Origin of the sequence: Cellulomonas sp. ACRRI (assembly GCF_022346185.1) — a bacterium.
Lineage (GTDB): Bacteria > Actinomycetota > Actinomycetes > Actinomycetales > Cellulomonadaceae > Cellulomonas.
On sequence record NZ_JAKRMS010000004.1, the window covers coordinates 31156 to 44415 of the forward strand.

Annotated in this window: 11 protein-coding genes and 1 tRNA gene; 10 read left to right on the forward strand and 2 right to left on the reverse strand. The window is 68.5% G+C overall.

Features of this window, described 5'->3' with window-relative positions:
• Nucleotides 1-145 precede the first annotated feature (145 nt).
• The 8 genes from MHY85_RS02045 (at nt 146) to MHY85_RS02080 (ending at nt 8993) form a co-directional block, all read left to right on the forward strand.
• A complete protein-coding gene (locus MHY85_RS02045; RefSeq protein ID WP_239192483.1) occupies nt 146-928 on the forward strand; it encodes a hypothetical protein in 783 nt (260 codons plus the stop codon).
• 36 nt (nt 929-964) lie between these two features.
• Nucleotides 965-3229, forward strand: coding sequence for a cation-translocating P-type ATPase (locus MHY85_RS02050; RefSeq protein WP_239192486.1), 2265 nt, complete (start codon nt 965-967; stop codon nt 3227-3229).
• Between the two features lie 49 nt (nt 3230-3278).
• Nucleotides 3279-3548 (forward strand): YHS domain-containing protein, encoded by a 270-nt coding sequence (locus MHY85_RS02055; protein ID WP_239192489.1) that lies wholly within the window; start codon nt 3279-3281, stop codon nt 3546-3548.
• A gap of 130 nt (nt 3549-3678) precedes the next feature.
• Nucleotides 3679-4824: an FAD-dependent oxidoreductase gene (locus tag MHY85_RS02060; RefSeq protein ID WP_239192492.1), complete on the forward strand. Its 1146-nt coding sequence runs from the start codon at nt 3679-3681 to the stop codon at nt 4822-4824.
• Nucleotides 4825-4919: 95 nt separating this feature from the next.
• The gene (locus MHY85_RS02065) at nt 4920-7118 is read left to right on the forward strand and encodes a heavy metal translocating P-type ATPase (protein WP_374232668.1); all 2199 of its coding nucleotides are present in this window, start codon (nt 4920-4922) and stop codon (nt 7116-7118) included.
• A 14-nt stretch (nt 7119-7132) separates the two neighbouring features.
• Complete coding sequence (locus MHY85_RS02070; RefSeq protein ID WP_304518857.1) at nt 7133-7453, forward strand: metal-sensitive transcriptional regulator; 321 nt, start codon at nt 7133-7135, stop codon at nt 7451-7453.
• Nucleotides 7454-7648: 195 nt separating this feature from the next.
• Nucleotides 7649-8827 (forward strand): MFS transporter, encoded by a 1179-nt coding sequence (locus MHY85_RS02075; RefSeq protein WP_239192494.1) that lies wholly within the window; start codon nt 7649-7651, stop codon nt 8825-8827.
• Between the two features lie 95 nt (nt 8828-8922).
• A tRNA-Cys gene (locus MHY85_RS02080) sits at nt 8923-8993 on the forward strand.
• A 94-nt stretch (nt 8994-9087) separates the two neighbouring features.
• On the opposite strand, the gene MHY85_RS02085 is transcribed toward MHY85_RS02080, so the two are convergent.
• Together MHY85_RS02085 and MHY85_RS02090 are read right to left on the reverse strand one after the other, a co-directional pair.
• Nucleotides 9088-9450: a helix-turn-helix transcriptional regulator gene (locus MHY85_RS02085; RefSeq protein ID WP_239192632.1), complete on the reverse strand. Its 363-nt coding sequence runs from the start codon at nt 9448-9450 to the stop codon at nt 9088-9090.
• A 193-nt stretch (nt 9451-9643) separates the two neighbouring features.
• Complete coding sequence (locus MHY85_RS02090) at nt 9644-10585, reverse strand: cation diffusion facilitator family transporter (protein WP_239192497.1); 942 nt, start codon at nt 10583-10585, stop codon at nt 9644-9646.
• A gap of 219 nt (nt 10586-10804) precedes the next feature.
• Between MHY85_RS02090 and MHY85_RS02095 the strand changes: the two genes are divergently transcribed.
• Both MHY85_RS02095 and MHY85_RS02100 read left to right on the forward strand, forming a co-directional pair.
• Nucleotides 10805-11143, forward strand: coding sequence for a helix-turn-helix transcriptional regulator (locus MHY85_RS02095; RefSeq protein WP_239192500.1), 339 nt, complete (start codon nt 10805-10807; stop codon nt 11141-11143).
• Between the two features lie 857 nt (nt 11144-12000).
• Entirely contained in the window at nt 12001-12915 is a 915-nt protein-coding gene (locus MHY85_RS02100; protein ID WP_239192503.1) for a cation diffusion facilitator family transporter, read from the forward strand.
• Nucleotides 12916-13260: the final 345 nt, after the last annotated feature.

Genomic DNA, 13260 nt, shown 5'->3' on the forward strand with positions numbered 1-13260 from the left:
CGCGGGTGTCGCGGTCGCCTTCGCTGGAGCGTTCGGCGTCGCGTCCGCGGCGGTCCCGCAGAGCGTGGTCGACGACTGGAACGCTCGCGCAGCCGCCGAGGACCACGGAACCACTGAGGAGCACGGAAGCACGGAGGAGGACACGATGACCCAGGCCGTGCCCGCCGGGCTGTCGCTGTCGTCGGGTGGTTACGAGCTGTCGCCCGTGACCGCACCCGTGACCGTCGGCGAGTCCGGGGAGCTCAGCTTCCAGATCCTGGACGCAGACGGGGAGCCCTTGCGTGACTTCACCGCCTCGCACGAGAAGGACCTGCACCTGATCGCGGTCCGATCGGACGGCGCGCTGTTCGAGCACGTGCACCCCGAGCTCGACCACGAGACCGGGACCTGGAGCACGCCGTGGCAGTGGCAGGAGGGCGGGTCGTACCGGGTGTACGCCGACTTCGTCACCGGTGCGGACGACGCCAAGGTCACCCTCACCCGGACCGTCGAGGTCCACGGCGAGTACAAGCCGATGCACTCGATGGGCGAGCAGACCACCGACGAGGTCGACGGGTTCGACGTGTCGATCGACGGACAGCTCGTCGCCGGCGCGACTAGCGACCTGACCATCACGGTCACCCGTGACGGTCAGCCCGTCACCGAGCTCGAGCCGTACCTCGGCGCCTTCGGTCACCTGGTGGCCCTGCGCAGCGGCGACCTCGCCTACCTGCACGTGCACGCCATGGGCGAAGACCCGGAGCCCGGTGACACCACCGGCCCGGAGGTCATGTTCGCCGCAGAGGCACCTACCGCGGGTCAGTACCTCCTCTACCTGGACTTCCAGGTCGACGGGCAGGTGCACACCGCTCAGTTCACGCTCGACGCCGTCCACGGAGACGGCACCAGCGGCGCCACTCACGACGACGCGGAGTCCAGCGACCACTGACCGCCAAGGCCGGTGCGTTGACGAGAGAAGGAAGTGATGAGCACACCTGTGTTCCCGAACGCGCAGACAGCAGTCGAGCTGGAGATCACCGGCATGACGTGCGCGTCGTGCGCGATGCGGATCGAGAAGCGGCTGAACCGCCTCGACGGTGTCGAAGCGACGGTGAACTACGCAACCGAGAAGGCCAAGGTCAGCGTCCCGGAGGGCTACGACCCCGCGCTGCTGGTCGCCGAGGTTCAGAAGACCGGGTACGGCGCGGCGCTGCCCAAGCCGAAGACCTCGAAGAAGACCGAGGACTCCGGAAGCGGTGACGAGCCGGACACCGAGCTGCTGTCCCTGCGCAACCGCCTGATCGGCGCGGTGGTGCTGACCATCCCCGTCATCGCGATGGCCATGGCGCCGGCGCTCCAGTTCACCTACTGGCAGTGGGCTTCGCTCGCTCTTGCCGCGCCAGTGATCATCTGGGCGGCGTGGCCGTTCCACAAGGCGGCCTGGGCGAACCTCAAGCACGGCACCGCGACGATGGACACCCTCATCTCGATGGGCACCACCGCGGCGTTCCTGTGGTCGCTGTACGCGCTGTTCTTCGGAACGGCCGGCGAGCCCGGGATGACGCACGCGTTCGAGTTCACGCTCGCACCGTCCGACGGCGCCTCGAACGTCTACCTCGAGGTCGCCGCGGGCGTCACGATGTTCATCCTGCTGGGCCGTTACTTCGAGAAGCGGTCCAAGCGCCAGGCCGGTGCGGCGCTTCGCGCCCTGCTCGAGCTCGGCGCGAAGGAGGTCGCGGTCCTGCGCAACGGCGTGGAGACCAAGATCGCGATCGAGGACCTGGTCGTCGGGGACGAGTTCATCGTGCGGCCGGGCGAGAAGATCGCCACCGACGGTGTCGTGGTGTCTGGCAGCTCGGCGGTCGACGCCTCGATGCTGACCGGTGAGTCCGTGCCGGTCGAGGTCGGTGAGGGTGACCCCGTCACCGGCGCCACCGTGAACGCCGGCGGCCGTCTGGTCGTGCGTGCGACTCGCATCGGGTCGGACACCCAGCTGGCGCAGATGGCCAAGCTCGTCGAGGACGCCCAGACCGGCAAGGCCGAGGTTCAGCGCCTCGCCGACCGGATCTCGGGGATCTTCGTCCCGATCGTGATCCTGATCGCCTTCGGTGCGCTCGGCGCCTGGCTCGGAGCCGGCTTCCCGATCGCAACTGCCTTCACCGCCGCTGTCGCCGTCCTGGTGATCGCGTGCCCGTGCGCCCTGGGTCTGGCTACCCCGACCGCCCTGCTCGTCGGGACCGGTCGCGGTGCTCAGATGGGCATCCTGATCAAGGGCCCCGAGGTCCTGGAGTCCACCCGCAAGGTCGACACCGTGGTGCTGGACAAGACCGGCACCGTCACCACCGGCAAGATGACGCTGGTCGACGTGGTCGTGGAGCCCGGCACCGACCGCAGCGAGCTGCTGCGGCTGGCCGGTGCCCTTGAGGACGCTTCCGAGCACCCGATCGCGCAGGCGATCGCGAAGGGCGCCACGCAGGAGATCGGCGCGCTGCCGGTCCCCGAGGACTTCGTGAACGTCGAAGGCAAGGGCGTGCGCGGCGTGGTCGAGGGCCGCAAGGTCCTCGTCGGGCGTGAGTCGCTGCTCGCCGAGGACTCCGCGGGACTGAGTGCTGACGTCGCGGCCGCCAAGGCCAACGCCGAGCGGCAGGGCAAGACGGCGGTCGCGGTCGGCTGGGACGGCGCGGCACGCGGCGTCCTGGTCGTGGCCGACACCGTCAAGCCCACGTCCGCCGAGGCGATTCAGCAGATGAAGGCCATCGGTCTCACGCCGGTCCTGCTGACTGGTGACAACGAGGCCGTGGCCCGGCAGATTGCCGCCGAGGTCGGCATCGACGAGGTCATCGCCGAGGTCCTGCCGAAGGACAAGGTCGAGGTCGTCGCCCGGCTGCAGAAGCAGGGCAAGTCGGTGGCGATGGTCGGTGACGGCGTGAACGACGCCCCGGCCCTGGCTCAGGCCGACCTCGGCCTGGCGATGGGAACCGGGACCGACGTCGCGATCGAGGCGTCCGACCTGACGCTCGTGCGGGGCGACCTGCGCAGCGCCGTCGACGCGATCCGCCTGTCCCGCAAGACCCTGAAGACGATCAAGTCCAACCTGTTCTGGGCGTTCGCCTACAACACCGCGGCCATCCCGGTCGCTGCTCTCGGCCTGCTCAACCCGATGCTTGCGGGCGCCGCCATGGCGCTGTCGAGCGTGTTCGTCGTGGGCAACAGCCTGCGGCTGCGTGGGTTCAAGAGCACCGCAATCTGAGCGTTCGCTTCACGTCGCTCAGCCATACCGAAAGAGAAGGAATCCCGACATGAGCAACGAGCACCAGCAGCTGCCCGTGACCCAGGCGTCCTCCGGCGGCTGTTGCGGCAGCCGCGCGCAGGCCGAGCCGCAGCAGACCACGATCGCTGCCGACGACATGGCGACCTGCCCCGTGATGGCCGGCAGCGCCGTGGTCAAGAGCGTCGCCGAGGCCCAGGGCCTGTTCCGCGACTACAAGGGCCAGCGCTACTGGTTCTGCTGCGCGGGCTGTGGCCCGCTGTTCGACGCGGACCCCGAGAAGTACACCGCGGCGGCCTGACCGCCGCCGAGGCCCGCGGCGGCTATCTCACCGCCGCGGGCCTCCGGTCCGGGCCCCTTCCCGGCAACGGCTCATCCGTGGCCCGTCAGCCCATGACCGACGTCCCGGAACCGAGACAAGGAGCACACGAATGAAGCAGCACAAGGTGCTGATCCTCGGAGCAGGAGCCGCCGGGGCCGCCGCCGCGCGCGTCTTGAACGCCTCGCAGGAGGTGGAGGTCACCGTCATCGGTGCCACCGGGGAGGCCCCGTACAACCGGACCTTGGTGAACAAGGGTGTCGCTGTCGGGCTGTTGACTCCCGAGCAGGCACGCGTGCCGGGCCTGGACGTCGTCGCGGACACGGTCGACGGTGTCGATCCGGACTCCCGGACCGTGCACCTTGCTTCCGGTGCCACGACGACGTTCGATGCGCTCGTCGTCGCGACCGGGAGTGCGCCCCGCGCCTTGCCCGCGACCGTCCGCGGTGCGGACGTGGCCGGGGCCGCCGGGCTGCTCACGACACTGCACTCCTTGCAGGACGCGGTCAGGGTTCGGGACCGGCTTGCTGGCCGGTCCGCCCGTGTCGTGATCTTCGGTGCGGGCCTGGTGGCCGCTGAGACTGCGACCCTGCTGCGCGACCGCGGGCACCAGATCACCCTTGTGGCTCGCACGGACATGGCCGGAACGAGCGCCTTCGGCGATCACGTTGCGGCCCGCCTGCGCGACCTGCACGAGCGGAACGTGACCACCCAGTTCGGGCGAGCCGTAACCGAGATCGACGTCGCCGACGACCTTCTGGACATCACCTTGGACGACTCCACGCATGTGCTCGCGGACCTCGGGATCGTTGCCCACGGCACGAGCCCTTCGGCGCCCGGGCCCTGGTACGACGGTGTGCCGGTCGACGACCGTCTGCGGAGCGCACACGACAGTGTGTACGCCGCCGGTGGTGTGGCTGTGCACGACGACCCGAGCCTCGGGACGTGGCGCATCGACCACTGGGCCGACGCCGCAGCGCAGGGTGAGCACGCCGCGAAGAGCGTGCTGCACGACCTCGGGCTCGACGCCGACCCGGGCGCGTACCTGCCGCGCAGCGCTTTCACCGCGCAGGTCTACGGCACGACCGTCGCGGCGGTCGGCCTGACCGGCGGTCACACGACCGCGAGTTTGACCAGTGACGACCCGCTGGTCGTTCGGCACGAGTACTCCGGCCGTACCACCGGTGTCAGCGGTGTCGACTCCGCGATCCAGGTGTTTGAGTGGATGCCTCGCCTGCACGCCGAGGCCCACGTCTAGGGCGCCACGCGCCCCACAGAGAACGAACCTCGCCCACGGGCACCGCGCGACTCGTTCGCGGTCCGGCACCCGACAAGCACAGGGAGTGAACTTCAATGAGCGATCCCCACGCGAACCACCGCGACCACGGGTCGAAACCTCGGCACGGCGATCCTCACGCCGGGCACGACGCACACGCGTCGACCGCCACGCAGGCGGATCACGGCCAGATGGACCACGCCGCCATGGGTCACGGCGAGATGGACCACGCCGCCATGGGCCACGGCCAGATGGACCACTCGGCCATGGGCCACGGAGGGCACGGCGGGCATGGTGGACACGGAGACCACGTCGGTCAGTTCCGTCGCCTCTTCTGGATCAACCTGATCATCGCCGTCCCGGTCGTGGCGTTCTCGCCGATGTTCGCGATGATCCTGAACTACGAGGTCCCCGACGCGCTGCGCTGGATCGCCCCGATTCTCGGGACGGTCATGTACGCGTGGGGCGGGTGGCCGTTCCTGACCGGTGCGGTCGGTGAGCTCAAGACCCGCAAGCCCGGCATGATGCTGCTGATCGGCTTGGCGATCACGGTTGCGTTCTTCGCTTCCTGGGGAGCCACTCTCGGTCTGCTGCACCACGAGCTCGAGTTCTGGTGGGAGCTGGCGCTCCTGATCGTGATCATGCTCCTGGGTCACTGGATCGAGATGCGCTCGCTCGCGCAGACGACCTCCGCGCTCGACTCCCTCGCGGCTCTTCTGCCGGACGAGGCCGAGCGGGTCGAGGGCGACCAGGTCGTCAAGGTCGCCCCCGCCGACCTGCAGGTCGGTGACGTCGTCCTCGTTCGCCCGGGCGGCAGCGTCCCGGCCGACGGCAAGATCGTCGACGGCAACGCGGACATGGACGAGTCCATGGTCACCGGGGAGTCGCGGCCCGTCAGCCGCGGCACCGGGGACCCGGTCACGGCCGGCACTGTGGCGACCGACTCCGGTCTGCGGGTCGAGATCACCGCCGCCGGCGACGACACCATGCTCGCGGGAATTCAGCGGTTGGTCACCGAGGCTCAGAACTCGTCCTCGCGTGCTCAGCGCATCGCTGACCGCGCCGCCGCGCTGCTGTTCTGGTTCGCGCTCGTCGCGGCCGTGATCACCGCGATCGTGTGGACCGCCGTCGGTGATCCCGACGCCGCGGTCGTGCGCACCATCACCGTGCTCGTCATCGCCTGCCCCCACGCCCTGGGTCTGGCCATCCCGCTCGTGGTGTCCATCGCCACCGAGCGTGCGGCCCGCGGAGGGGTCCTGGTCAAGGACCGTCTCGCGCTCGAGAGCATGCGCACGATCGACACCGTCATGTTCGACAAGACCGGCACCCTGACCAAGGGCGAGCCCACCGTCTCGGACATCGAGACCAGCGGCGATGTCGACACCGACACCCTGCTCGCGTACGCGGCCGCGGCTGAGGCCGACAGCGAGCACCCGCTGGCGCGTGCGATCGTGCGTGCCGCCGGCGAGCGTGACGTGACCGTCCCGAAGGCGACCGGGTTCTCCTCGACTCCGGCTGTGGGCGTCACCGCCACCGTCGACGGGCACGAGATCCGGGTCGGAGGCCCGCGACTGGTCACCGAGATCGGCGGCAAGGAGGTCGGGTCCGCCGAGCAGTGGCGCGGTGAGGGCGCGATCGTCCTGCACGCCGTGCGTGACGGTCAGGTCATCGGCGGGTTCAAGCTCGCCGACGAGGTCCGTCCCGAGTCGCGCGAGGCGGTCGATGCGCTGCACGCCCTCGGCATCGAGGTCGTCATGATGACCGGTGACGCGAAGGCGGTCGCAGACGCGGTCGGCAAGGAGCTCGGGATCGACCGGGTCCTGGCGGACGTGCGGCCCGAGGACAAGTCCGCGAAGGTCGCCGAGCTGCAGTCCGAGGGCAAGAAGGTCGCGATGGTCGGCGACGGAGTGAATGACGCGCCGGCACTCGCACAGGCGGACGTGGGCATCGCGATCGGCGCGGGAACTGACGTGGCGATTGCGTCCGCGGGCGTGATCCTGGCCAGCTCGGACCCGCGCTCGGTCCTCTCGGTGATCGAGCTGTCCCGGGCTGCCTACCGCAAGATGAAGCAGAACCTGTGGTGGGCCGCTGGGTACAACCTGATCTCGGTGCCCCTGGCCGCGGGCGTGCTCGCACCCATCGGGTTCGTCCTGCCGATGTCCGTCGGAGCGATCCTCATGTCGTTGTCCACGGTGGTCGTCGCCCTGAACGCGCAGATCCTGCGCCGCATCGACCTGAGCCCGCAGTCCAGCGTCCGGTCGATCCTGAGCCGCTGAGAGGAGAACCCCTCATGACCGCAATCGCTACCGAGCCGCACACCGACAACGCCCACTGCGGCTACATCTCCGACAAGGCGCTGTACATGCGACGCATGCGCCGCATCGAGGGGCAGGCACGCGGGGTGTCCAAGATGGTCGACGAGGAGCAGTACTGCATCGACATCCTCACGCAGATCAGTGCCCTGACTAGCGCGCTGAGGGCTGTTGCGACGGGCCTGCTCGATGACCACCTCAGGCACTGCGTCCTGGACGCGGCGCGCATGGGTGATGCAGAGGCAGAGGTCAAGATCAAAGAGGCAAGCGACGCGATCGCTCGTCTTGTCCGTTCCTGACCGAAGAGCCCGAGTCGATCAGTTGTTCCGGCCCTCGGCACCGCGATGTGCCGAGGGCCGAGGCATGCCCGGGCCTGTCACGCGACTTCCCGGGTGGTGCAGCCGCACCGGATGAGCTTCATGTAACGAAAGGTGATCGTGGCAGTGACCGTCAGTGTCGGAACTCGAGCACATCTCAGAGTTCAGCGTCGAGTCGTGCGGATCCTCGCCACGGGACAGGTGCTCAGCGGCGTCGGCACCGGAGCGGCGGTGAGCACCGGGGCGCTTCTCGTCTCGAGTGTCACCGGCTCTTCCGCGTGGTCGGGGATGGCGTCCACCGCGAACACCCTGGGCGCGGCCTTGGCTGCCGTGCCGCTGGCGGTTCTTGCTCAGAGGCACGGCAGGCGGCCGTCGCTCACCGGCGGGGCCGTGGCCGCGGCGGCGGGAGCGGCGCTCGTGGTCCTGGGCGCGGGATCGAGGGCGGCGTGGCTCGTCGTCGCCGCGATGATCGTGATGGGCACGGGCACGGCGTTGAGCTTCCAAGCTCGCTTCGCCGCCACCGACCTGTCGACGGACACCACCCGTGGCAAGGATCTCTCTCTCGTTGTCTGGGCGACGACGGTGGGAGCAGTGGCGGGGCCGAACCTCACGACGGTCAGCGACACGTTTGCGCGATCGCTTGGCCTGCCCGAGCTGACCGGTGGGTTCGTCATCGCAGCGATCGCGCAGCTTGCAGGAGCCTTGGTTTACTTCGCGGGGCTGCGACCCGATCCGCTCGTCGTGGCCTGTACGGCCCAGGCGGGCGTGGCCGAACCTGGAAACCAGCTGCGAGGCGGGGCGTGGCGCGTGCTTGCCTCGAACGTCGCGGCTCGTCGGGCGGTTCTCGCTGTCGCGGGAAGCCATGCCGTGATGGTCGCGTTGATGAGCATGGCTCCGGTTCACCTGACCGACCATGGTGGATCGTTGACCTCGGTGGGTGTGACGATCAGCCTTCACGTCGCTGGGATGTTCGCTTTGTCCCCGGTGTTCGGTGCCTTGGTTGACCGGCTTGGCGCGACGCGGGTCATCCTGATCGGGCAAGGGTTGCTGCTACTGGCGTTGGCGACCGCGTTCTTCAGTGCGGATCGGCAGTCGCTGGTGACCTTCAGCCTGCTGTTCCTGGGGCTGGGCTGGTCCGCCGCCACCGTTGCGGGCTCGACACGGCTGAGCGAGGCGGTCGAACTGTCACGGCGAACCAAGGTCCAGGGAACCTCGGATCTCCTGATGAACCTTGCGGGTGCGGTCGGCGGCGCAGCGGCCGGCCCGATCCTGGCGCAGGTCGGCTTCGATGGGCTCGCGGGGGTCCTGGTCATCGTGGTGCTAGGCGTCGTTGCGGGTCAGCTACGGCGGGGATGAGCGGGAGATCACGCTCTACGGGTTCGGAAGGTACCCCCTGGGGGTATACGATCGACTTCGGCACTCGGGAGTTCCTTGATCAGCCAGGGTGTCATGGTGGCGTGGCCGAGAGGCGAGGCAGCGGCCTGCAAAGCCGTGTACGTGGGTTCGAATCCCATCGCCACCTCCCCGATGCCCTGCGCTCGCGCACTTTCCCGTGAGCGCGGGTGGTGGGCCTGCCACGCCGCGATCGGCGCCGGCTGAGATTTGCGATCTGATCCTCACCGGCTCGGTTCGCTCATCAAGGCATGGATATGGCCGCACAGCGAAGCGGGCGTCCCGGTGGCCCTGAGCAGGCGCTCGGTGCTCGCGATGACGTCCGCCAGCAGGCGAGGTTCCGCGAGTGAGAACCACGAGGCCCTGCCCTCCGTCCGAACGGATACCAGCTCACACTCGCGCAGGTGGCTGAGGTGCTTGCTCACGGTCGATTGTGCCAAACCGATGTGGTCGACCAGGTCGCGGACGCGGTGCTCGCCGCTGGCGAGATGTTGGACGATGCTGAGCCGCGCCGGATCTGCGAGCACGTGGAAGAGGTGCGCGTAGGCGGCAGTGGCGCCGGCATCGAGTTCTCGCTTCTCTGGCATCGACACATCCCGATGATAGCGCCTTGAGACGATCAAATGCGCGGCTGATGGTCGCCAGTGATTCGCCGGCTCGGAGGTGGCAAGCACGAGCGGGTCGGTGGGTGCTTCGCATCCACCGACCCGGCGCAGTGTGCCGATGCTCGCCCCTATCTGCCCGCTGCGCCCCTCGATCGAGCGTCCTGCGCGAGCGTGCTCACGGGTGGACCGCGCCAGCAGGCTCGTCGTGGTGGGCGCCGTCCGTCTCGACCTGGAACGTGGAGTGCTGGATCGAGACCGGGAAGTGGTGCGCGACGCATTCCCGAACGTCCTGCAGGATGCTCGGCGCGTGTCCGTCCGTGAAGCACTCGGCGTCCACCACGACGTGCGCGGTGAGCGTCGGCAGGCCAGTCCCGACGGTGGAGGCGTGCAGGTCGTGGACGTCGCGAACGTGCTCGAGAGCCAGGATGTGCGTCCGGACTTCGTCCAGGCTCAGTCCTTGCGGGGTGAACTCCATCAGGACCGCGGTGGTCTCCCGCACGATCTTGATCGCCCGGGGCACGATGAGGAGCGCGATGAACAGTCCGGCAATCGCGTCGGCGCGCTGGAACCCGGTCGTGCTGATCACGATCGCGGCGATGATGACCCCGAGCGAGCCGAGAGCGTCGTTCGCGACCTCCAGGAACGCTGCGCGCATGTTGAAGTTCGCTCCGCGGCTCGAGGACAAGATCGCTAGGCCGGCGATGTTCGCTGCGAGCCCGATGATGCCGAAGATGAGCAGCTCGTTGGAGGCGACCTCCGGCGGGTCTAGCAGGCGCCGCACTCCCTCGATGGCGGCGTAGGTGCCGACGACGATCAGCAGGGTCGCCTGTGCCAACGCGGCGAGGACCTCGATCCGGCGAAAGCCCCAAGTGCGCTTTGCGCTCGCCGGCTTCAGCATCAGCGTCGCGGCGATCAGGGCGACGAGCAGTCCGGTCGAGTCGGTCAGGGCGTGGGCGGTGTCGGTCAGCAGTGCGAGGCTGCCGGTGACCCAGGATCCGATGGCCTGTGCGATCACGACGCCGAACGTCAGTGCGAACGCGATCATGAGCTTCTTGCGCATGTCGGGCACCTGCCCGGCCTGCTGCGGGCTGGGCCCGTGGTTGTGTCCGGCTCCCATCGTGGGCTCCTCCCGTGGGGTCGTCAGGTTCGCCTGACGGTGGTGTGCGGCGTCTCGTTTCCAACCAGCGCGAGTCATCGTTCAAGGGCGATGCTAGCGATGGGTGACGATATATGCGAGATGTTTCAAGTGTTATCGTCGTCACTGTTCGCTCGAGCCGCCACGCGCGAGGGGCTTGGCGCAGTGGACTGCGTCGAGCCCGCTACCTACTCTGCTCATATGAACGGCTCTTCACACGCCGGCGAGGCGGGGTCGGGACTCCTCGACCCGCATGAGGCTGCCGTCTTGTCGCACACGTTCCGACTGCTCGGTGACCCCGCGCGGTTGCGGCTTCTCATCGGGCTGATGGAAGCCGAGGAGCTCTGCGTCAGCGACCTGGCTCAGTTGTCGGGGCAGAGCGAGTCCGCGGTCAGCCACGCGCTCCGCCTCATGCGCGCGCATGAGGTGGTCTCCGCCCGGCGCGATGGGCGGATGGTCTTCTACCGGTTGGCAGACGACCACGTTCGGATGCTGCTCGAGCTCGCCACAGCACACGTGCGTCACCCTGGATCGCCCTAGAGCCGGCGGTCCGGCAATGCTGAGCCCAAGGGTGGGCCGGGTGCTCGACGTGACCACCGAGTTGGAAGGCGCGATCGAACAGGGACCCTCTTGGGGTCGACCGCGGGGTGGGGTCCTCGATGCGGTCGCTGGTGCCGAGTCGAGGAAGGCAGCCGCCCGGCCCTGACGGAGTGCCTGCTCACCTGGCTCGATCCTGGGTGATCGGACCGTGCTGGGGGCTGCAAAGGCCGCGCTGTTGGCTTGAGGTGTCGCCTGCGAGACGTCGGTGCTGACCCTTGGCGCCGAGGCACCCGTCCGGGTTGCAGCGCGGGAACCGGTCTGAGTACCCGTCCTCACCCCTTGGTCGCGGTCCGTGGTGCCGTGGCGGACCGCTGACCTCAGTGTCCGTTGGCGGTTGGGGTGCGTCCCGGCTGGCGAACGCCGAACGGATGCATCGTCGATGCTCGCGTCCACTCGTGGGCACGCCATCCGCACCGGGGCTCGTGCCGGGGGTGCAGGAGGTGCGACGGCTAGACAGGCGCCCGCAATATATGTACAGTCGTTCATGTGAACAAGTGTTCATGTCTTGAGCAGCGCGCCGAGATCCACGATCACCGCTGAGGCCGACACCAGTCGCCCCGCCGGCGGCCGCGCGACTCGACCGATCGATGCTCATCGGGCCGCGCTCGCTGCTCGCCACGGCACCTGACGACGGCCGCCTCTCGTGCCATCACGTCCCGCTGGTGCGCGAAACCGCCCGACGCCTCCTCGGTGCCAGATGCAGCTGGTGCGGAGCTCGCTGTTCCGAACACGGAAGGAAGTAACCGGTCATGGGACTCGGACACAACCACGACCACGGCGCCGCAAGCGGCGGGGGCGTGCAGACCGCGACGAGCGGCTACCGCCGTCGGCTGATGATGGTTCTGGGCATCTACCTGTCGATCATCGTCGCGGAGGTCATCGGCGCGGCGCTCACCGACAGCCTGGCTCTCATGGCAGAGGCGATGCACATGGCCGTCGACGGCAGTGGCATCCTCATCGCGCTCATCGCGACGTTCCTCGCCGTCCGCAAGCCCTCGAAGAAGCGCACGTACGGGATGATGCGAGCCGAGATCGTGGCCGTGCTCATCAACTGCCTGCTCCTCTTCGCGCTCGGGGGCTTCATCCTGTTCGAGGCTGTCGAGCGGTGGATCAACCCGCCGGAGGTCGCTGGTGAAGGCGTGATCGCCTTCGCCGTCGTTGGCCTGGTCGGTGCTTCTATCTCCTTGATCCTGCTCAGTCGTGGCGCGAAGGAGAGCCTGAACGTCAAGGCCGCGTTCCTCGAGGTCATGAGCGACGGGATCGGAGCCGCCGCGATCATCATCTCCGGCATCCTGAACGTCACCACGGGGTGGAACCGAGGCGACGCTCTGGCTGCAGCGGCCATCGGCGTGATCATCCTGCCGCGTGCGTTCATGCTGCTGCGCCAGGCCGTGAACATCATCCTCCAGGGGGTGCCCGCGGGGATCGACATCGACGATGTTCGCGCGGAGATCGAGGGCATCGATGGAGTGGCCGCGGTGCACAGTCTGCACGTGTGGGCACTCACCAGCGGGGTTCCGGTGATGTCCGCTCACATCGTCCTTGATGAGCGCGGCAGGCTCGACGGACGGGGCGCCGAGATCCTCGACGAGCTCAGCGAGCACCTGCGCGAGCACTTCCAGATCGAGCACGCCACCCTTCAGATGGAGGAGCCTGGTCACGTCGAGCACGAGGGCGCGATGCACCGCGGCGCCATGGCCGTGGTTGCCTGAGGTCTGCTGGCCCGCCCCGGCGAGTGGTCAAGCGACTCCTCGCCGGGGCGCTCGACCGGGTCTGACGCCGGTTCGACCTCGCTCGTGCGAACACCTACGACAATAGATGCGTGCGCAGATGCGCAACAAGTAGTACGTTGGCTGCGTGACCCACTCTCCGCGGCTAGCTGCACATCGCGGTCGTATACAGGGGCACCCCTCGTGGCCGCAGCAGTGGGGCTCCGGCGTCTCGCGCGTCCTCCAGGTGCTCACGGAGACGACCAGGCGCACAACGAACAAACGTCGACCGCAAGCGGACTCGTGAACGCGCACTGCCGCGTGCGTGAGGTGACTTGGGGCAGGGGA